A 20,046-nucleotide genomic window follows, 5' to 3' on the forward strand; every position below is an offset into this window, starting at 1 on the left:
GGTCCGACATTGCGTTGCGCCGTCACCTACGCAGGGTGCGCACCCTGCGTAGGTGACGGCGCAACCGGGTTAGGCCGTGAAGGGGAGGCGCCGGTCGATGTCCTGGCCCTCCCAGGTGCTCCTGATCCAGCCGTGGTGCGGGTCGTCGCTGATGAGCCAGTCGCGCACCCGACCGGGACCGGCCATGACGTTGAGGTAGTACAGGTCGTACCCGGGGGCAGCCATCGCGGGGCCGTGCCAGCCATACGGGACGAGGACGACGTCCCCGGTCCGCACCTCGGCGTTGACGTCGATGGGCCGCGCGTCCGAGGCGTAGACGCGGGCGTAGCCCACGGGGTCCTGCCCGGCGGCGTCGCCCGCGGAGCCGTGGCCGACGGGTGAGCCAGGGGCCAGGCGCGTCTCGAAGTAGTAGATCTCCTCGAGCGAGGTCTCGCCGTCCTTCTCCTCGTCGTGCTTGTGCGGCGGGTAGGAGGACCAGTTGCCCGCAGGCGTGATGACCTCGCACACGATGAAGCGGTCCGCCTCGAGCGCGGCCGGGGTGCCGAAGTTGTGCACCTGGCGCGAGCAGCTGCCCGCGCCGCGCAGCTCGACGGGGGTCTCCTCGGCGCGCACAAGTCGGGTGGGGTACTCCACCTTGGCGGGCGCGAGGGCGACGGCGACCCGGCCGCCGCTGGCGCTCGAAATCTCCACGGCCTTCCCGATACCCGTGTACAGCACGTCGCTCGGGCCCGCGAAGACGGAGGTGCGCCCGCGCAGGGAGTAGGCATCGCCGTCGGCCGTTGCCGCGAAGGTGCCCTCGAGCGGGACGACGATGCGCTCCTCGTTGGCGGCTTCGAGGCGAATGCTCGCGCCGGCGGCGAGTTCGGCGACCTTGAGGCCCGTGTGTTCCCAGCCGCGCACGGGGGTCGCGCTGTCATGCGCGCCGAGCGAAACCTGCCAAGCGCCGTCCGCGGCGCTGCCGAGGGGGTAGACCCACTCTGCCATGTGTTTACCTTTCGGGTCGGTCCCGGCCTGCCGTCAACGCTGGACCAGGGTCATCTCGAAGCTGTAGGAGTCGGCCCGGTACACGTGCCGGCCGGTCTCGACGTTGCGGCCCGTGTCATCCACAGCGGTGCGCTCCATGGTGACGAGCGCGGAGCCCGCCGAGGTCTGGAGGAGCTCGGCCTGGTACTCGTCCGCGACGGTCGCGCCGATGCGCTGGTTCGCGAGCCGGAAGTTCACGCCCGCCTCGCGCAGGATCTGGTACATGCCGCGCTGGCGCAGGCCCTCCTCGGTGAGCTCGGCGACGTCGTCCCGCACCCAGTTCTCCATGAGGGCGAGCGGCTTGTCTCCCACCGAGCGCAGGCGCGTGAAGTGGTAGACGCCCACGCCGGGCGGGAGCTGGAGCGTGCCCGCGATCTCGGCTTCGGCCGGGCCGTGCCGGAACGCGAGCACCCGCGTAGTGGGCTCCTGGCCGCCCCGCGAGAGGTCGTCCCACAGACTCGACAGCTCGAGGTGCCGGCGCACCTGGCTCGATACGACCTGGGTCCCGACGCCACGCTTGCGGACGAGCAGCCCTGCGCGGACGAGTTCGTCCATGGCCTTGCGCATCGTGGGGCGCGAGAGGTTGAGCTGGGCCGCGAGCTCGATCTCGTTCTCGAGCTTGGATCCCGCCTCGAGGGCGCCGCTGCGGATCATCGCCTCGATGCCCTGGACCACCTGATGGTAGAGCGGTACGGGGGACGAGCGGTCGATGGGGATGTTGAGACTGGTGGCCATGACCCCTCCTTGGGCTGGCGGTGGGCCTACGCCCTGCTTCGTATGTTTATTTGATAGGACAAATATCCTAGGTTGATCCTAACACTATGACCCGCGTCACGTGAGGGATTGCGGCTCTTTGGCGAGGGTGTTGCGAAAGTATGCCCAAGGTGACAAATGAGCCGATTCGTCGTGGAGCGTTCCACGTAAAAGTACTTATGTGTGGACAAAGTATTGACATGAGTGACGCGCATCACCCAAGATCTAGCCAAGGCTGAGAGACCGCGGAGAGCGGTCCGGCCAGGCCATGGATCGAAGGAGATTCTCGTGACCAAATTCTCGTGGCGCCACGCGGCGATCGCGGCACTCGCCGTCCCGATGCTCGCCCTCTCGGCCTGCTCCGGCGGGGGGAAGCAAGAAGTCAGCAGCAACAGCGGCGGCGGGCAGGCCGCGTCGACGCCCCGCATCAAAGTCGCCCTCATCACGCACGCCGCGGCGGGCGACACGTTCTGGGACATCGTCCGCAAGGGCGCGGAGGAGGCGGCCTCGAAGGACAACGTGGACCTTCAGTACCTCAACGATCCCGAGGCTGGCCGCCAGGCCCAGCTCGTCCAGCAGGCCATCGACCAGAAGGTCGACGGCATCGCCGTGACCCTCGCGACTCCCGACGCGCTCAAGGACGTGGTCAAGAAGGCCACCGACGCGGGCATCCCGGTGGTGAGCCTCAACGCGGGCGAGGACGTCTCCGCCAAGCTCGGCGCGTTCACCCACTTCGGCTCGAACGAGAAGCTCGCGGGCGAGGCGGTCGGCACGAAGCTCGCCTCGCAGGGCTTCAAGCACCCGATCTGCGTCATCCAGCAGCAGGGACACGTTGGCCTCGAGAACCGCTGCGCAGGCGTCAAGTCGAAGGTGCCGGGCACCGAGATCCTGTACGTGAACGGCCAGGACATGACGTCCGTCCAGTCGACGGCGACCGCGAAGCTCCAGGCCTCGAAGGACGCCGACGTGATTGTGGGCCTCGGCGCCCCGATCACCATCACGCTTCTCAAGTCCGTCACTGATGCGGGCAGCTCCGCGAAGGTCGCGAGCTTCGACCTCAACGCCGAGCTCGCCCGGGACATCGTGGACGGCAAGGTCATCTTCACGGTCGACCAGCAGCCGTGGCTCCAGGGCTACATGTCGGTCGACGCGCTCTGGCAGAACAAGCGCGGTGGGTTCAAGCTCGGTGGTGGGCAGCCCGTCCTGACCGGGCCGACCATCGTCGACAAGTCCAACGCGGCCGACGTCCTCAAGTTCGCCCAGCAGGGCGTCCGCTAGATCAGGAAAGGGCCGCGCGGCACCTCGCCGCGCGGCCCGACCGACAAGGAGTCTTCCCATGGCAACAGCAACCCTGCCGTCGGCCCCTGCCCCGGCACCTTCCGCGGACGAGAGGATCGGGCGCCGGAGCCCGTTCCAGAAGCTCCTGGGGCGCCCGGAGGTCGGTGCGCTCGTGGGCGCGATCGTCCTGTTCATCTTCTTCTCCGCGGTCTCGAGCACGTTCCTGCAGCCGAACGCCTTCGCGACGGTCCTGTACGGGTCCTCCACGATCGGGATCATGGCGGTCGGGGTCTCGCTGCTCATGATCGGGGGCGAGTTCGACCTCTCCGCCGGCGTCGCCGTCATCTCCTCCGCCCTGACCGCGTCCCTCTTCTCGTGGAACTTCGGCGTCAACGTGTGGGTCGGGGTGCTCCTGGCCCTCGTCGTCTCGCTCGGCATCGGCTTGGTGAACGGGTGGATCCTGGTCAAGACCAAGCTCCCGTCCTTCATCGTCACCCTGGCGAGCTTCCTCATGCTCACCGGCCTGAACCTCGCCCTCACGCGCCTCATCGGCGGCGCCGTGTCCTCGCCGTCGATCGCGCAGATGGACGGATTCGGCGCCGCGAAGGCAATCTTCGCCTCCTCGGTGAACATCGCCGGCGTCGACATCAAGGTCACCGTCTTCTACTGGATCGTCCTCGTGCTCATCGCCTCGTGGATCCTGCTGCGCACCCGCGTGGGGAACTGGATCTTCGCGTCCGGAGGGGACGCGAACGCCGCCCGGGCCGTGGGTGTGCCGGTGACTCGGACCAAGATCGGCCTGTTCATGGGCGTGGGCTTCTGCGGCTGGCTCCTGGGCATGCACAACCTGTTCGCGTTCGACGCCGTGCAGTCCGGCGAGGGCGTGGGCAACGAGTTCCTCTACATCATCGCCGCGGTCATCGGCGGCTGCCTCCTCACAGGCGGCTACGGCTCGGCCGTGGGCGGGGCAATCGGGGCGTTCATCTTCGGCATGGCCAACAAGGGCATCGTCTACGCCCAGTGGAACCCGGACTGGTTCAAGTTCTTCCTCGGCCTCATGCTCCTGCTGGCCACGATCGTGAACCTCATCGTGAAGAACCGGGCGGAACGGAAATGACGGACGGCACCAAGGAAGGTCGCATCATGGAAGCCCAGAACAGCTCTCCCGCCGAGGCGAAGGCCGAGACCCGTGCCGAGGCCAAGGCCCGGAACATCAGCAACGCCGAGCTGCGGGCCGGGTCTGGGGAGACCGACCCGCTCACCGACCGCGCGGTCCACCTGCTCAAGCTCGACGCCGTGGGCAAGCACTACGGCAACGTCATCGCCCTGCGGGACGTGACCATGGCCGTGGACAACGGCCGCGTCACGTGCGTGCTCGGCGACAACGGCGCCGGCAAGTCCACGCTCATCAAGATCATCGCCGGCCTGCACCAGCACGACGAGGGCACCTTCAGCATCATGGGCGAGCCCCGCAAGCTCTCCAGCCCGCGCGAGGCCCTCGACTCCGGCATTGCCGCCGTGTACCAGGACCTCGCCGTAGTCTCGCTCATGCCGATCTGGCGCAACTTCTTCCTCGGCTCCGAGCTCACCACCGGCTGGGGCCCGTTCAAGCGCATGGACGTGAACCGGATGAAGGAGATCACCAAGAAGGAACTCGCCGACATGGGCATCGACCTGCGCGATGTCGAGCAGCCCATCGGCCAGCTCTCCGGCGGCGAGCGCCAGTGCGTCGCGATCGCCCGCGCGGTGTACTTCGGGGCCAAGGTCCTGATCCTGGACGAGCCCACGGCCGCTCTGGGCGTGAAGCAGTCCGGCGTGGTGCTCCGCTACATCCTCCAGGCCCGCGACCGCGGCCTCGGCGTCATCTTCATCACCCACAACCCGCACCACGCCTTCCCGGTCGGGGACCGCTTCCTGCTCCTGAAGCGCGGGCGCTCGATCGGCTACTACGACAAGAAGGACATCACCCTCGAGGAGCTCACGGCCCAGATGGCCGGCGGCGCCGAGCTCGCCGAGCTTGCGCACGAGCTCGAACAGCTCGGCGGCCACAGCGAGGCCCTCGAGGAAGCCAAGGCGGACATCGAGACCGTCGGCATCGACAGCGCCACCGCCTGAGCCTGCGTGGGAGGCGGCCACGTCTCACCTCGGCTTCCACGAACGACGGCGCGGCCCGGCACCCAGCCGGGCGGCGCCGTCGTCGTTTGTTTCCGCCTGCATCGACTGCTGGGTAACTGTCGTTTTGGGGCCTCAAAACGACACCTACTCAGCAGTCGATGAACTAGAGTGTGGGCGGGGCGATCTTGGAACGTTCCCACAACACTGAGAAGGGACTCAGCATGACCATCCGAGTGGGCGTCATCGGCGCCGGCATCATGGGCGCGGACCATGTGCGCAACCTCGCGGGCGCCGTGAGCGGCGCGTCCGTGACCCTCGTCGCGGACCTTGACGCCGAGCGCGCCGCGCAGGCGGCGAGTGCGGCCGGGGCGCGCAGCACCACCGACCCGAAGGCGCTCATTGCGGACCCCGAGGTTGACGCCGTGGTCATCGCCTCCCACGATTCGACGCACGCCGAGCTCATCCTCGCGTGCCTCGCCGAGCGCAAGCCCGTACTGTGCGAGAAGCCGCTCGCGCCCGCCGTCGAGGACGGTCGCGCGGTGGTCGAGGCCGAGGAGCGCGTCGCGGCGGAGCTCGGCCGGAGCCTCGTGTCGCTCGGCTTCATGCGCCGCTTCGACCCAGCCCACACGGAGCTCAAGCGCCGGATCGAGGCCGGAGAGCTCGGCGAGGTCCTCGCCGTGCACTGCGTGAGCCGCAACGTGCGCTCGGTGCCGGACGCCACGAACGTCTCCGCGATCACCAACTCCGCGATCCACGAGCTCGACTCGATGCCGTGGCTCCTCGGCACGGACGTCGCCGAGGTCGCGTGGGTCTCGGGTCGGAAGACGAGCGGGCTCGCCCCCGCGGGCCTCCAAGACCCGGCGTTCATGCTCCTGCGCATGGCCGACGGCATGCTCGTGACCCTCGAGCTGTTCCTCAACGCCGAGTACGGCTACTCGACGCGCTGCGAGGTCGTGGGGGAGCGCGGCACCGCAAGCTTCACGGAGGCGCCGCTGCTCGAGCTCAACCTCGAGCGCCGCCGCGCCACGGAGTACCCCGCGGACTGGCGGCCCCGCTTTGCGGACGCATACCGGATCGAGCTCCAGGCATGGATCGACGCGCTCCGGGACGGCAAGGCCTCCCCGCTCGCGACGGCGCGCGAGGGCCTGCGGGCGTCGGAGATCGGCGCGGCGCTCGCGGCGTCGATCGAGGCCGGCGGCGCGTTCGTCCCGGTTGTCCACGCGTGAGGGGCTTCGAGTTCCCCGCCTCCCGCGTCCCCGACCCCGCCGACGCGCCGAGCCTGCGCTGGGGCATCGCCGGGCCCGGCTGGATCGGCGAGCGCTTCGCCGAGTCCCTCTCGCGGCACGGCTCGCAGCGCGTCACGGCGGTGGGCTCGCGCTCGCTCGCGCGCGCCGAGGAGTTTGCGGCCCCGCGCGGACTGCGCGCCCACGGCTCCTACGGCGAGCTCGCGGCGGACCCGGAGGTCGACGTCGTCTACGTCGCGACGCCGCACACGGCGCACGTCGAGGTCGCGCTCACCGCGCTCGAGGCCGGCAAGCACGTGCTGGTCGAGAAGCCGCTCGGGCTCAGCGCGCGCGAGGCAGAGCGGATCGCCGAGGCGGCGCGGGCCCGCGGGCTCTTCGCGGCCGAGGCGCTGTGGACGGCGTTCCTGCCCTCGTACGACGTCGTGCGGCAGCTCGTGCGCGGCGGTCGCCTGGGCGAGCTGACCGCCGTCGTCGGCGACTACGGCGAGTACCTCCCGCCGAGCCACCGCGCGCACGAGCCGGCGCTCGCGGGCGGGCCGCTCCTGGACCTCGGCATCTACCTCCTCGCGCTCGCGACCGACCTCCTCGGCGAGCCCGACCGCATCCTGGGGCTCGGCGCGCCGCTTGCGAACGGCGTCAACGGCCAGCTCTCCGCGCTCCTCGGCTTCCCGGGCGGCGCCCAGGCCACGCTCACGACGACGATGCTCGGCTTCACGCCGGCCCAGCTCACCGTGGTGGGAACCGAGGCCGCGCTCACGCTCGACGGGCCGTTCAACTCGCCGGGCGGGCTCACCGTGACAACGGCCGACGGCGCCACGCACCGCTGGGAGGGCACGCCCGGTTCGCACGTGGACGGCCTGCACTTCCAGGCTGCCGCGGCCGCGCGGGCCATCGCCGCGGGGCGGCTCGAGGTCGACGAGCGCCCGCTCGAGATGAGCGTCCGGGCGCTGCGGGTCGCGGATGAACTCCGCCGGCAGACCGGAATCGTGTATCCAGGGGAGTGACCGTGCCGGTGGCCGCCGTCGTGGGCCACAACGCGCTCGGGCGGGACTCGCTCGCGGAGCACGGGATCAAGCGGGTGTGGGCGCTCAGCGCGCTGAGCGAGCGCGACACGTCCGCCGATCCCCGGCTCTCGGCTCAGCTACTGCGGCAGCTCGGGCATCGAATTGGCCATGATCTCGGGGCGCCGTCGCTGCGCGCGTAGCCTTGATGAGGTAGGTTCCTTTCTGATTTGCGACGGGGCGGACCATCCAGCCCCGGGGAGCCGGAGGCTACGAACATGGCAGAGAAGACCGTCCTCGAGGCTGTGACGATTGCCGTCGCGGCCGCGGATCTCCTGGGCGAGAAGCTCGCGAAGGCGAGCTCGCAGGAGCTCCTGGACATGGAGGACCGCGCGCCCCTCGAGCTCGCGGAGCTGTACGAGAACTTCGAGTCGAGCGCCGCGGCCGCGGTCGCGGTGCTCCGGGAAGTCCACACCCATGCTTGGTGGGAGAGGGCCGACCCCCACACGATCGGCCACGCCTACATGACGGCCAGGGCCTGGAAGGACTTCGAGCCAGCTGCGGCCGAGGCCGAGGCGACCATGCGGGTCGAGCTGCGGCGGCGGTACGGCATCGATGTCGAGTCGACCTACGGCAAGGCGCAGGAGATCCAGGACCAGTACGAGAAGCTCGAGCTCGGCCGGCTCATGGCGAAGTTCAAGCAGAAGAAGGACGTGCAGGAGCCGGGGCAGGCTGAGGGCGGGGAGCCTCAGGCCTGAGCGGCGCGCGGCTAGTGTGCCCAGAGCCGACGTTCCGTACGAGGGCGCACGTTCGTCGCGAGGGCGCACGTTGCAACGCGTTCCGAGGTGCGCTCTCGCTTGAAAGGTGCGCTCTCGCTTGAAAGGTGCGCTCTCGCTTGAAAGGGTGCGCCCTCGCCGGCAGGCTAGATCGCGGTCGAGGCGCGGACTACGAGCGAGGGCTCGACGAGGTCATGCTGCGGGGGCCGCCCCGGGTTCCTCAGCCGCGCGAGGAGCGTGCGGGCCGCCTCGGCGCCGATCTCACGGTTGTGCGGGTCCACGCTCGTGAGCGCGAGGTGCCGGTAGGCGGCCAGCGGCGAGTTGTCATAGCCGACGACGGCGACGCCCCCGGGCGCCGCGAGCCCCCTCTCGCTGAGGGCGGCGAGGGCGCCCACGGCCATGACGTCGTTCGCGACCACGAGTCCCGTCAGCCCTGGGTGCCCGGCCAGGAGCTCCGACGTCGCGGCGTACCCGTTCTCCTCCGACGTACTCCCGTCGGCCCCCGCGACGAGCGGCTCGAGGCCCGCGGCCCGCATGGCCCGCTCGTAGCCGCGCCGCCGGTGGGCCGCCGGGCCGCCGAGTCCGCTCACGTGACCCACGGCGGTATGGCCCAGGTCGAGCAGGTGGCGCGTGGCGAGCTCGCCGCCGCGCTCGTCGTCGCCCGCTACGACGTCCGCACCCGGGAGCGTGCCCTCGCCCAGCTCTCGGGTGCCCGCGACGACCACGGGGACCGGGACGTTCCGCAGGAGCTCCGCCGGGGGCTCCGCCGCGAGGACGAGCGCATCCGCGTGCTGGGCGAGGAAGCCGTCCACGGGGTTGAGCCCGGAGGCCGTCTCGAGCTGGAAGTCGGCCACGCTCACGGTGTAGCCCGCGGGGTCGAGGACTGAGCGCAGGCCCGCGAGGAGCTCGACGAACCACGGGTTGCGGAAGTCGTCGATGAGCACGCCCACGGCCCTGGTCTTCTGGCTCGCGAGGACGCTCGCGGCCCGGCTGGGCCGGTAGCCGAGCTCGGCGATCGCGGTGAGGACGGCCCGGCGCCTGGCGTCGCTCACGTGCGGGGCGCCCCGGAGCACGAGCGAGACGAGCGACTTCGAGACGCAGGCCCGTTGGGCGACGTCGTAGATGGTGGGGCGGGGAGTGGGGGTGTCTCGGGCTGCCACCGCTCCATCATGCACCCCGCGGGGGGCCGAGGCGGCCTTCCGGCACACCTCATTGACAGGACAAATACGCGTCTCTATTCTCGAATTGTGGAGCGCTCCAAATTCTAGGACGGTCCGCAAAGACCTCTGGAGCGGCCCTTGGCCCCACCCACCCCACCCCTCAAAGGAGAGATCATGCCCGAGTCCCTCGGCGTCGCCGTCATCGGCGCTGGCATGGCCGGCAAGGCCCACGCGGCCGCCTACCGCACCGCGAGTGCGCTCTACCGCCCGACCCTCCCGGAGATCCGCCTCGTCTCGATCGGGGACGTCAACGCTGAGTTCGGCCAGGCCGCCGCCCGGCGCTTCGGCTACGAGCGGCACGACGCCTCGTGGCAGGCCATCGCGGAGGCGGACGATATCGACGTCGTCAGCGTCGTCATCGCGAACTCGCTGCACCGCGAGGTCGTCGAGGGCCTGCTCGCGGCCGGCAAGCACGTGCTGTGCGAGAAGCCGCTCTCGGACACACTCGCGGACGCCCGCGCGATGGCGGACGCCGCGCGAGCCGCCGAGGCCCGTGGAAACCTGGCACGGATCGGCTTCACGTACCGGCGTGCGCCCGGCATCGCGGCCATCCGCGAGCTCATCCAGAACGGCACGCTCGGCAGGCCGCTGCACTTCTCCGGCCGCTACTGGACGGACTACGGCTGCAGCCCGCAGGCGCCCATGAGCTGGCGGTACAAGGGCGGCCCCGGCTCGGGCGCGCTCGCGGATGTCGGGAGCCACATGACGTACGTCGGCGAGTTCCTGTGCGGGGACGTCCAGGCGGTCTCGGGCGGACAGCTCTCCACCGCGATCGCCAAGCGCCCGCTTCCGCTCGGCGCCGTCATGGGCCACGACCACGCGGCGGTGAGCGACACGTTCGAGGCCGTCGAGAACGACGACGTCGCCGCCTTCTCCGCCGAGTTCGCCCGGTGCATCGGCAGCATCGAGGTCTCCCGCGTCGCCGCGGGCCACGCGAACTCGCTCATGTTCGAGGTGTTCTGCGAGAAGGGCGCCGCGCTGTTCGACCAGCGCCGACCTGCCGAAATCGGCCTGTTCCTCTCGGAGGGCCCGTCGGCGCAGAATGGCTACCGCCAGGTGATCCTGGGCCCCGAGCACCCGTACCTCGCCGGCGGGCTCCCGATGGACGCGCCGAGCGTGGGCTTCGGCCAGAACGAGGCGTTCGCGTACCAGGCGCGCGCCTTCCTCGAGGAGGTCGCCGGGCTGCCGGAGAACGAGTCGCTCCCGCGCTGCGCGACGTTCGACGACGGCGTGCGCAACATGGAGGTCCTCGCGGCCGTCACCGAATCAGCCCAGAACAACGGAAAGAAGGTCTCCCTGTGAAGCTCGGCGTCTACAACGCGATCCTGCACGACCGGTCGCTGCCTGAGGCCCTCAAGGTCATCGGAGACCTCGGCCTGACCGGGATCGAGATCAACACCGGGGGCTTCCTGCCGGCCGTGCACGTCCCGACCTTCGATGACATCCTCGTCTCCGACGCCGCGCGGGACGACTACCTCGCGATCTTCGAGGGCACGGGGGTGGGCATTGCGGGCCTGAACTGCAACGGCAACCCGCTGCACCCCAAGGCCGAGATCGGCGAGAAGCACGCCGAGGACATCCGCCGTTCGATCCGCCTCGCCGAGCGCCTCGGCCAGAACCGGGTCGTGACGATGTCTGGCCTGCCCGGCGGCGAGCCTGGCGCGACCGTGACGAACTGGATCGTGAACGCGTGGAACTCCGCGGCGCTGGATGTCCTCGACTACCAGTGGGACCTCGCCGTCAAGTTCTGGCGCGAGACCGATCGGCTCGCCGCCGAGCACGGCGTCAAGGTCGCCCTCGAGCTGCACCCGCAGAACATCGTGTTCAACACGGCGGACGTCTACAGGCTCGTCGAGCTCACGGGCGCCACGAATGTGGGCGTCGAGCTCGACGCCTCGCACCTGTTCTGGCAGCAGATGGACCCGGTCGCGGTGGTCCGCGAGCTCGGGCCGCTCGTGTTCCACGCCGCCGCGAAGGACGTCCGCGTGAACACCGAGAACGCGCGCCTGTACGGCGTCCTCGACAACCGGTTCCGCCGGCTCTCCCCGGACGAGGCTCGCACGAATCTCGGCGGCGACGAGTGGGCCAACGAGTGGCCCAAGAGCTCGGCGTGGGACTTCGTGGCCCTGGGCCGCGGGCACGACGCCGCGTACTGGGCCGAGTTCCTCCGCGCCCTGTACGAGGTAGACGCCGGCATGATGGTCAACATCGAGCACGAGGACGTCTCCCTCGGCCGGATCGAGGGCCTCGAGGTTGCCGCGGGCGTGCTCCTCGAGGCCGCGCGCTCGGCGGGCGTTCTCGCCGAGGCGTGAGGAGGGGGCCGGGTCGACTTGCGCCCTCACCTCCGCTGGGTTCGCACCCTGCGGAGCTGACGGCGCAACGAGATTGACGGACGACGGCGGGCGGCCGGAGATTAGCGGACGACGGCGCGCGGCGGCGCCGTGCTCGACCGCACCGTGAGCGAGGGTGGGACGAGCGAATGGGTCACGTGCCCGTCGAGGGCGGCCGCCGCGGCGCCGACCGCCGCGGCCGCCAGTGCGTCCGGGTCCTGCCGCACGCTCGTGAGCTGCACGTGGGCCAGAGCGGCGAGCCGCGAGTCGTCATAGCCGACTATCGAGAGGTCCTCCGGGACGCGGATCCCGCGCTCGCGGAGCCCGTGCATGAGGCCCACCGCGAGCACGTCGTTGAACGCGACGACGGCCGTGAGCGGAGGGCGGCCGGGGGGAGGCCTTTCCACGAGCGCCGCGAGCGGGCCGGCGGCCGTCATGCCATCCGTCTCCGTCGGTCCGCCCGGGACGAAGATCGGCGTTTCCCCGGCCTCATTCAGGAGGCGGTCGAAGGCCCCCGCCCGGGCGTCCGAGCCGACCGCGGAGCCGCCGTCCACGTGGGCGATGCGCCGGTGCCCGAGCCGCCTGAGGTGTTCGACGGCGAGGCCTATCCCCGCGGCCTCGTCGGTGGCGACGCTCGCAAGCCGCGGCCGGTACTGCGGCTGGAGCACGGAGACCGCCGGAACGGGCAGGTCCAGGAGTTCAACGTCCTCGGACTCGGGTGCGAGGACGAGGATGGCCTCGACGTTGAGATCGAGGAGCGATTGAAGCGCCTCGCCCTCCGGGCGTCGCGGGCCGCGGGCGCTCAGGACGATGTCGAAGCCAGACTTCGACGCCGCGGGGTAGAGGGCCTCGACGATCTCGGCGTGGAACGCGCCGTCGAGCGCGAAGACCACCCCGAGCAGGTGGCTGCGCGAGCTGCGCAGGAGCCGGGCGCGGGCGTCGGGCCGGTAGCCGAGGCTCGCGGCGGCCGCGAGGACCCGCTCGCGCGTCGCGTCGCTAGCGCCCGGGGCGTTGCGCATGACGATCGAGACGAGCGCGCGCGAGACCCCCGCCTCCGCGGCGACGTCCGCGAGCGTGGCGCGCTTGGCCATGTGACCTCCTGGGGGAATTCTGCTCCAACCTTACTAGAACGATCTAGACAGCGCGACGACGCCATGCCAGACTGCTGATATCGCCCGCTAGAACGTTCTAGGACCGGGCGCGAAGCTTCTCCCGAGAGGACTGTCATGAGCTACCAATCCGTCGCCTCGGCCCGGCCCGAGCCGGTCCGCGTCGGCCTCATCGGCGCGGGCTGGATGGGCGCGTTCCACGCCCGCAGCCTTGCCCTGCGCATCGCCGGCACGAGCCTCGTCGCGATCGCGGATCCGGCGCTCGCCGTCGCCGAGGAGCTCGCCGCCGAGCTCGGCGTCGCGAGGGTGACCCCCGACCCCGCGGATCTGTTCGCGGACCCCGAGATCGACGCCGTCGTCATCGCGGGGCCCGCCCGCTTCCACGCCGAGCTCTCCATCGCCGCGGCCCGTGCGGGCAAGCACGTGTTCTGCGAAAAGCCCGGCTCGATCGACGTCGCCGAGCTCGCGCGCGTCGAGGAGGCCGTCGCGGCCGCGGGCGTGCACTGGCAGATCGGCTTCAACCGCCGCTACGCCGCAGACTTCCTCGCGGCCCGTCGCGACGTCGAGTCGGGGGCGGTCGGGACGCCGCAGCTCCTCCGGTCGCTCACGCGCGACCCGGGGACCGGCAGCATCCCGCACGCCGCGAGGGTCCCGCAGTGGACCATCTTCCTCGAGACGCTCATCCACGACTTCGACGCGCTCAACTGGTTCAACCCCGGCGCCGAGCCCGTGAGCGTGCACGTCACGGCGGACGCCCTCGTCGAGCCGAGCTTCAGGGACGCGGGCTTCCTCGACACGGCGGTCGTGACGGTCCGCTACACGAACGGCGCGATTGCCGTCGCCGAGGCCAACTTCTCCGCGCTCTACGGCTACGACGTGCGCGGCGAGGTCTTCGGCTCCGCCGGAATGGTCCAGGCGGGCCGCGCCACGGAGACCGCGGCCGTGCGGTACGGCGCCGCAGGGCTCTCGGCCGAGACGCCGCGCCTCAACATCGAGCTGTTCGCGGACGCGTACACCGCCGAGCTCGCCGACTTCGCCGAGCATGTCCGCGCCCGCCGCGACGGCGCGGCCGCCCCGGACCACGGCATGCCGCTCACGCCGGGCCTCGACGACGCGCGGCGGGCGCTCGCCGTCGCCCGCGCGTGCATCGAGTCGGCGCAGTCGGGTGCGACGGCCGCCGTCGCTGGTTCGTCCGCAGGGGCGGGGGCCCGCGCATGAGGCTCGCCGTCTGCGCCGAGATGGTCTTCACGGACCTGCCGTTCGCGGAGCGCGCGCGGCGCATCGACGAGGCTGGGTTCGACGTCGAGCTGTGGGACTCGCGCACGAAGGACATCGCCGCCCTCAAGGCGACGGGCGCGCGATTCTCGTCGATGACCGGCTATTCGGCGGGATCGCTCGTCGAGCGGGACTCCGCGGACCGCGTCGTGAGCACCGCGGAGGCCCTCGTTCCGGCGGCGCTCGAGCTCGGCGTCGAACGCCTCGTGGTGCACTCGGCCGAGCTCGTCGACGGGAAGGCGGCGCGCCCGCACTGGCGTTCGGACGGCGAGATGTGGCTCACGGCGGCGCGGACGCTCGAGCGCCTCGGCGAGCTCGGCGCGCGCCACGGGCTCACGTTCTGCCTCGAGAACCTCAACACGATCCTCGACCACCCGGGCATCCCGCTGGCCCGCGCGAAGGACACGCTCGCGCTCGTGCGCGCCGTCGACCATCCCAACGCGCGGCTCATGCTGGACCTGTACCACGCGCAGCTCGGGGAGGGGAACCTCATCGAGCTCGTCCGCGAGGCGCTGCCATGGGTCGGCGAGATCCAGGTCGCCGACGTCCCGGGCCGCTGCGAGCCGGGCACGGGGGAGATCAACTACGCCGCCGTGCACCGGGCCCTCGCCGACGCGGGGTATGAGGGCACCGTGGGCCTCGAGGCGTACGCCTCGGGCGATTCCGACGATGCCCTCAAGGCCTTCCGGGCGGCCTTCGGCGGCTGAGTCTGGCGCCTAGCGGACGACGGCGGGCGGCGGCGCCGTGCTGGTGCGCGCCTTGAGCTCCGGGGCCAGCAGGACTGACTCGGCGACGGGCGAGCGTCCCGCGATCCGCTCCGCGAGGAGCCGAGCGGCGACCCGCCCGGCCTCGCGGCTCGCGTTGTCCACGCTCGTGAGCCCCACGGCGCGGAGGCGCGCGGCGGGGGTGTCGTCGTAGCCGGCGAGCGAGAGGTCGTCGGGCACGGCGAGCCCGAGGTCCTCCGCCGCGGACAGCGCGCCGAGGGCGGCCATGTCGTTGACGGCGAAGATCGCCGTCGGCCGGCCCGCCGCGGCAAGGAGCCCCCGCCCGGCGCGGTATCCGGCCTCCTCGGTCAGGCCCGCGTCGACGGTCCGGAACGTGAGGCCCAGCCGCCGTGACTCGTCCTCGAAGCCCTCGCGCCGCGCGTCGCCCACGGGAGTCCCCGGCGCCCCGAGGTGCGCGACGTCGCGGTGACCCAGTGCCGCGAGGTGACGGACCACGCGGCGGGCGCCCTCGGCGTCGTCGTTGGTGACAATTGAAGCGGCCCGAGCCTGGGCGCGCGGCGAGCCGACCTGGACCACCGGGACGGGACCGATGCCGGCGAGCGCCGGTTCGGCGCCGTCGAGCGTGCCGACGAGCACGATCCCCTCGACGCGCAGCTCCATGAATCGCTCGACGAGCGGCCCGCCCTCGAGGCGCCAATCACCCAGAAGTGGCCGCAGCCCTGCGCCGTGCAGGCCGTCGGACAGGCCCTCGACCGCGGGGACAAACCACGGATTGCGCAGATCGTCGAGGATGAGGCCCACGATTCCGCTGCGCTGCGAGCCCATGGCCCGCGCGGCGGCGTTGGGGCGATAGCCGAGCTCGGCCGCAGCGTCGAGCACGGCGCGGCGCTTTGTCTCGCTCACGTACCCCGTGCCGCGAAGGGCGAGCGATGCCGCGGACTTGGAGACGCCCGCGAGCGCGGCGACGTCGAGGATCGTCACAGCTTTCGCCATCGGGGCTCCTTCTCGCGACAGAAAGGCGGATTGTCAGTACAAACCTTGACCGCGGCATCGGTCACATGGATACTCTAGGGGAAACCTTGGAACGTTCCCATATCCCTCTCCATAAGACCTGCCACAAGGGAGTGCCCCATGAAGCAAGTGACCCTCGGACTCGTCGGCGTCGGGCGCATCGGCGTCATGCACGCGCGCAACATCGCCGCGCTGCGGGAACCGTTCGCCGCCCGCGGTATCGACCTCGCGTTCAAGCTCACGGACGTCGCCGAGGAGCACGCGCGGAGCGTCGCCGCCGAGGTCGGGGCCGAGTTCGTGCCCGGCGGCGCGCCGGGGCTGATTGCCTCCAAGATCGACGCGCTCGTCGTCGCGACCGGCACGCCGACCCACCCCGAGCTCATCCGCGCGGGCGTCGACGCGGGCATTCCCGTGTTCTGCGAGAAGCCTGTGGCGGGCTCGGTCGCGGACTCGCTGCCCGTGCTCGAGTACATCGCCGAGCGCGGCGGGCTCGTGCAGATCGGCCACCAGCGCCGGTTCGACGCGGGTTACCTCGAGGCAAAGCGGCGTTTCGACGCGGGGGAGATCGGCTGGATCCACTCGCTCCGCGCCATGACGGGGGACATGTTCCCGCCGTCCGTCGAGTTCATCGCGACGTCCGGCGGCCTCTTCCGTGACTGCTCCGTGCACGACTTCGACATCCTCCGCTGGCTCACGGGCCGCGAGATCGTCGAGGTCTACGCGCGCGGCTCGAACAACGGCGACCCGGCGATCGGCGAGGTTGGCGACGTCGACACCGCGCTCGCCGTCGTGACGTTCGACGACGGCACCGTCGGCACCGTCTCCGCGACCCGCTACAACGGAGCCGGACACGACGTCCGCCTCGAGGTCCAGGGCTCGAAGTCCTCGGTCATGGTGGGCCTCGACGACAAGACCGCGCTCCGCTCGACCGAGCCGGGCGTCGCGTTCCCCGCGGGGGAGACGCACAAGACCTTCGCCGAGCGCTTCGACCTCGCGTACCGGGCGGAGCTCGCGGCCTTCGTCGAGCTCGTGCTCGGCGAGCGCGAGAACCCCTGCACTCCCGCGGACGCCGTCGCCGCCTCGCGCGTCGCGGACGCCGCCCAGGAGTCGCTCGAGACCGGCCGGCCGGTGCGCGTCGAGGTCCCGGCGCGAGCCTGAGGCTCCCGGCGGCGGGGCGGCGCCCTCCGGCTTCCCCGACTTCCGATCCGCCGTCCCCAGCTTCTGAACCGGCTTTCCCAGCTTCTGAACCGAGTGCCCCAGCATCTGTCGCGATTCCCGGCCGAAGTGCCGGAAACAACGGGTCTCCAGCGCGACGAGGCGTCAGAAGCAGGGGATTTCTGCGGAGGAGTCGGGGAAACCGGCGGAGGAGTCCGGGAAACCGGCGTCCGACGACGGCGGGGGCGTCGCCACGCGAGGTGAGCGGCCGACGGCGGGGCGTCGCCACGCGAGGTGAGCGGCCGACGGCGGGGTCGTCGCCACGCGAGGTGACCCCGCGCCGTCGTCCGTCTACCGCCCGAGGAAGATCGGGTTCGTGAGGGCCGCCATGGGGCCGAGCGGGAGGTCGGGGCCCATCGCGGTGCCGCTGCCCGAGGTGCCGTCGGGCCTGGGGTGCCGCACCTCGACGCGCACATAGGCGGAGCGTCGCGGCGTCGTGACCCACGAGCTCGTGCCCTCGCCGGACCCCGGAAGCGTGACCTGCTGCGTCTGGCCCTCGTCGGTGATGAAGCGCACCACGCCGTGCGGCACCCCGACCACTGTCGCCGTCACCGTGACCGGCGCGCCGTCGTCCGCCGCGAGCCGCTCGCCGATCCCGGCGACCGTGCCGCCGGCCTCGGCCGTGAAGTCGACCGCGACGTCCGCGGATTCGGCGATCCACGACCGCCCGCTGCGGAGGCCCTCCAGAATGGCGTCGCGGGAGAGCGCCGCCGCGTTCACGACGTTGTGCGGGAGGCCCACCGGCTGGGGCGCGCTGTGGGCGTCGCTGTTCCCGACCGCCGGGAGCCAGCGGCCCGAAGTCCGCCCAGATTCGGTCCGCGTCGAGGAGACCAGCATGGCGTCCCACGTGTCGACCGCGGACTCGTCGTCCGCGGTCCACGGGCCGTTCCACACCTCGACGGCGTCGGCGGAGTCGTAGCCGAACTTCCACCGGCACGCCACGAACGGGCAGTACGGGTGCGCTGGGACCACGAGGCCGCCGGCGGAGCGGATGCGCTCGGCCGCGTCTTCGAGTTCGCCGTCGCGCGCCCGGTACCGCCAGTCGATCCATGTGCCCGGCCCGAGCCCGAGCGCGAGGAAGTGGCCGTTGCGGGTCGTGACCTCCTCACCCGTGAGGATCAGGAGGTCATGGCCCGCGAGCGGACCCCACGCGCCGTGCGAGGCGGACGTGTTGTGCTCGGTCGAGACGATGAAGTCCAGGCGCCCGGCGCGGGCCTCCGCGGCGACCTCCGCGGGGGTGCGCTTGCCGTCGGAGTAGACGGTGTGGAGGTGCGCGTCGCCGCGGTACCAGCCCGGGCCGCGGCCCTCGACCGCGAGCGGCGGGTACTGCTGCTCGGGCGCCCCGCCATCAGGCCCGAAGCCAAAGGCCACGGTGACCGCGTAGTCGAGGCCTTGCTCCGACACCTGGTACGGGCCGAGCACCACGTGCCAGGTTCCCTCGCCGATCGGGCCCGGGAGGTAGCCGGGCGTCGCCTCGCCGGCGCTCAGGAAGAACTCCGTGCGCGCCCCGCCCGACCAGCCCCGGAAGCCCTCGCCGTGGAGCTCGATGCCCTTCTCGTCGAAGATGCCGATGCAGCACGAGTTGGACGGCAGGCCGGGCTCGACGGGCGGCCGGCTGTACGTGTAGGAGACGCTCATCCGGTTGACACCGGCCGGGACCTCGACGGGAACGTAGACGAAGTCGGCCGCGCCGGGGTCGAGGCGACCGGCGATAGTCATCGAAGTCATCGGGCCATGCTCGGCCCGCGGAATGAACCCAGGCTGAAGCCCGGCGAAACCCGCCCTGAACTCGTTCAAGGGAATCCTGACGGAACCGCGACTACCCTGACTCCATGAATGCGACGCCCGCGCTCAACCCCATGCCGCGGACGCTCGAGGTCGAATCGCTCGAGCGCTTCGACGAGCTCGCCTCCGCGGGAGCGCACCGCATGGCGGGATGGCAGCTCCAGTCCATCGACTTCCGCGGCCGATCCGCCCAGCTCAAGGCCATGGACCCGGCCGGCGCGATGTTCCTCGGCTGCACGCTCGCGCCCGGTATGGAGGAGTCGCTCCGGGCGCGCGGGGCGCTCGTCTTCCCGGCGCTCCCAGGCCTGCCGTTCGATCCCTACCGGCCGTCGCTCTACACCGGCCCCGAGCTGTACCAGGGCGTCGAGTTCGAGCCGTACGAAGAGACGCCCGACGCCCGCATCTACGCGTGGACTCGGCGCCAGGGCAGGGCCGGCGTCGAGAGCGCGCTCTCCGCCGCACTGCACGACCACCACATCGGCGAGTCGCTCCTGGACGCGCTCGAGGGCCCGTTCGCGGGGCGGCGGATCGTGGGCGTCATGGGCGGGCACGCGGGCCTGCGGGGGAGCCCCGCGTACGACGACGCCGCTCGCCTCGGGCGCGGGCTCGCTGCGGCCGGGTTCGTGGTCGCCACGGGCGGCGGGCCGGGCGCGATGGAGGCCGCCAACCTCGGCGCCTATCTCTCGGCGAGCCCCACGGATGCCCTCGACGACGCGCTCCGGCGCGTCGCCGTCGTCCCCCGTTTCCGGCCGTCGGTGAGCGCGTGGGCCCGGGCCGCGCTCGCGGTCCTGGGACTGTACCCGGGCGGGACGCCGAGCCTTGGCATCCCCACGTGGTTCTACGGCCACGAGCCGCCGAACCTGTTCGCGACGCACATCGCCAAGTACTTCGCGAATGCCGTCCGGGAGGCGGTGCTGCTCGAGAAGTGCACCGGGGGAGTCGTGTTCCTGCCGGGCGCGGCGGGAACGGTGCAAGAGGTGTTCCAAGACGCGTGCGAGAACTATTACGGCACGCCCGAGACCATCACGCCCATGGTCCTCGTAGGCCGCCGGCACTGGACGGAGGAGCTGCCCGCGTGGCCCCTGCTTTCGTGCCTCGCGCGCGATCGCGGCATGGACGGGCGCGTGTACCTCGTCGACTCAGTCGAGGAGGCGGTCGCGGCCCTCGCCTAGCTGGCCGGGAGGCG

Annotated in this window: 19 protein-coding genes; 13 read left to right on the forward strand and 6 right to left on the reverse strand. The window is 71.4% G+C overall.

What is annotated here, in order from left to right; translation table 11 throughout:
• Positions 1–69: 69 nt before the first annotated feature.
• Positions 70–984, reverse strand: coding sequence for a 5-deoxy-glucuronate isomerase (iolB, locus tag ACOKR1_RS05590; protein ID WP_422935727.1), 915 nt, complete (start codon positions 982–984; stop codon positions 70–72).
• Positions 985–1,017: 33 nt separating this feature from the next.
• Complete coding sequence (locus ACOKR1_RS05595; protein ID WP_422935728.1) at positions 1,018–1,758, reverse strand: GntR family transcriptional regulator; 741 nt, start codon at positions 1,756–1,758, stop codon at positions 1,018–1,020.
• Positions 1,759–2,064: 306 nt separating this feature from the next.
• On the opposite strand from ACOKR1_RS05595, the gene ACOKR1_RS05600 reads away from it, so the two are divergent.
• The 7 genes from ACOKR1_RS05600 (at position 2,065) to ACOKR1_RS05630 (ending at position 8,172) form a co-directional block, all read left to right on the forward strand.
• A complete protein-coding gene (locus ACOKR1_RS05600; RefSeq protein ID WP_422935729.1) occupies positions 2,065–3,054 on the forward strand; it encodes a substrate-binding domain-containing protein in 990 nt (329 codons plus the stop codon).
• A gap of 58 nt (positions 3,055–3,112) precedes the next feature.
• Complete coding sequence (locus ACOKR1_RS05605) at positions 3,113–4,171, forward strand: ABC transporter permease (protein WP_422935730.1); 1,059 nt, start codon at positions 3,113–3,115, stop codon at positions 4,169–4,171.
• A 26-nt stretch (positions 4,172–4,197) separates the two neighbouring features.
• Positions 4,198–5,169, forward strand: a complete 972-nt coding sequence (locus ACOKR1_RS05610; RefSeq protein WP_422935731.1) for an ATP-binding cassette domain-containing protein — start codon at positions 4,198–4,200, stop codon at positions 5,167–5,169.
• 221 nt (positions 5,170–5,390) lie between these two features.
• Positions 5,391–6,395 carry a Gfo/Idh/MocA family oxidoreductase gene (locus tag ACOKR1_RS05615; RefSeq protein ID WP_422935732.1) on the forward strand — a complete coding sequence of 335 codons (1,005 nt, stop codon included), beginning with the start codon at positions 5,391–5,393 and terminating at the stop codon, positions 6,393–6,395.
• Entirely contained in the window at positions 6,392–7,417 is a 1,026-nt protein-coding gene (locus ACOKR1_RS05620) for a Gfo/Idh/MocA family protein (RefSeq protein WP_422935733.1), read from the forward strand. Before ACOKR1_RS05615 ends, ACOKR1_RS05620 begins: the two co-directional genes overlap by 4 nt.
• A 2-nt stretch (positions 7,418–7,419) precedes the next feature.
• Positions 7,420–7,617, forward strand: coding sequence for a hypothetical protein (locus tag ACOKR1_RS05625; protein WP_422935734.1), 198 nt, complete (start codon positions 7,420–7,422; stop codon positions 7,615–7,617).
• Positions 7,618–7,692: 75 nt separating this feature from the next.
• Positions 7,693–8,172 carry a hypothetical protein gene (locus tag ACOKR1_RS05630; RefSeq protein ID WP_422935735.1) on the forward strand — a complete coding sequence of 160 codons (480 nt, stop codon included), beginning with the start codon at positions 7,693–7,695 and terminating at the stop codon, positions 8,170–8,172.
• A 164-nt stretch (positions 8,173–8,336) separates the two neighbouring features.
• On the opposite strand, the gene ACOKR1_RS05635 is transcribed toward ACOKR1_RS05630, so the two are convergent.
• Positions 8,337–9,350: a LacI family DNA-binding transcriptional regulator gene (locus ACOKR1_RS05635; RefSeq protein WP_422935736.1), complete on the reverse strand. Its 1,014-nt coding sequence runs from the start codon at positions 9,348–9,350 to the stop codon at positions 8,337–8,339.
• A gap of 174 nt (positions 9,351–9,524) precedes the next feature.
• On the opposite strand from ACOKR1_RS05635, the gene ACOKR1_RS05640 reads away from it, so the two are divergent.
• Both ACOKR1_RS05640 and ACOKR1_RS05645 read left to right on the forward strand, forming a co-directional pair.
• Positions 9,525–10,712: a Gfo/Idh/MocA family protein gene (locus tag ACOKR1_RS05640; protein ID WP_422935737.1), complete on the forward strand. Its 1,188-nt coding sequence runs from the start codon at positions 9,525–9,527 to the stop codon at positions 10,710–10,712.
• On the forward strand, positions 10,709–11,722 hold the full coding sequence (locus ACOKR1_RS05645) for a sugar phosphate isomerase/epimerase family protein (protein ID WP_422935738.1): 1,014 nt from the start codon (positions 10,709–10,711) through the stop codon (positions 11,720–11,722). Before ACOKR1_RS05640 ends, ACOKR1_RS05645 begins: the two co-directional genes overlap by 4 nt.
• A gap of 101 nt (positions 11,723–11,823) precedes the next feature.
• Here ACOKR1_RS05645 and ACOKR1_RS05650 read toward each other — a convergent pair whose 3' ends face one another.
• Entirely contained in the window at positions 11,824–12,831 is a 1,008-nt protein-coding gene (locus ACOKR1_RS05650; protein ID WP_422935739.1) for a LacI family DNA-binding transcriptional regulator, read from the reverse strand.
• Between the two features lie 135 nt (positions 12,832–12,966).
• Here ACOKR1_RS05650 and ACOKR1_RS05655 point away from each other — a divergent pair, with 135 nt between their 5' ends.
• Together ACOKR1_RS05655 and ACOKR1_RS05660 are read left to right on the forward strand one after the other, a co-directional pair.
• On the forward strand, positions 12,967–14,067 hold the full coding sequence (locus ACOKR1_RS05655; protein WP_422935740.1) for a Gfo/Idh/MocA family oxidoreductase: 1,101 nt from the start codon (positions 12,967–12,969) through the stop codon (positions 14,065–14,067).
• On the forward strand, positions 14,064–14,831 hold the full coding sequence (locus ACOKR1_RS05660) for a TIM barrel protein (RefSeq protein ID WP_422935741.1): 768 nt from the start codon (positions 14,064–14,066) through the stop codon (positions 14,829–14,831). Before ACOKR1_RS05655 ends, ACOKR1_RS05660 begins: the two co-directional genes overlap by 4 nt.
• Positions 14,832–14,840: 9 nt before the next feature.
• Here ACOKR1_RS05660 and ACOKR1_RS05665 read toward each other — a convergent pair whose 3' ends face one another.
• Positions 14,841–15,842: a LacI family DNA-binding transcriptional regulator gene (locus ACOKR1_RS05665; protein ID WP_422935742.1), complete on the reverse strand. Its 1,002-nt coding sequence runs from the start codon at positions 15,840–15,842 to the stop codon at positions 14,841–14,843.
• 138 nt (positions 15,843–15,980) lie between these two features.
• Here ACOKR1_RS05665 and ACOKR1_RS05670 point away from each other — a divergent pair, with 138 nt between their 5' ends.
• Entirely contained in the window at positions 15,981–17,018 is a 1,038-nt protein-coding gene (locus tag ACOKR1_RS05670; RefSeq protein WP_422935743.1) for a Gfo/Idh/MocA family oxidoreductase, read from the forward strand.
• A 348-nt stretch (positions 17,019–17,366) separates the two neighbouring features.
• Here the strand turns inward: ACOKR1_RS05670 and ACOKR1_RS05675 are convergent, their stop codons facing one another.
• On the reverse strand, positions 17,367–18,803 hold the full coding sequence (locus ACOKR1_RS05675) for a CehA/McbA family metallohydrolase (protein WP_422935744.1): 1,437 nt from the start codon (positions 18,801–18,803) through the stop codon (positions 17,367–17,369).
• Between the two features lie 104 nt (positions 18,804–18,907).
• Here ACOKR1_RS05675 and ACOKR1_RS05680 point away from each other — a divergent pair, with 104 nt between their 5' ends.
• Positions 18,908–20,032 (forward strand): LOG family protein, encoded by a 1,125-nt coding sequence (locus ACOKR1_RS05680; RefSeq protein ID WP_422935745.1) that lies wholly within the window; start codon positions 18,908–18,910, stop codon positions 20,030–20,032.
• Positions 20,033–20,046: the final 14 nt, after the last annotated feature.

It is taken from the genome of Sinomonas sp. P47F7, assembly GCF_049332655.1.
Taxonomy (GTDB): domain Bacteria; phylum Actinomycetota; class Actinomycetes; order Actinomycetales; family Micrococcaceae; genus Sinomonas.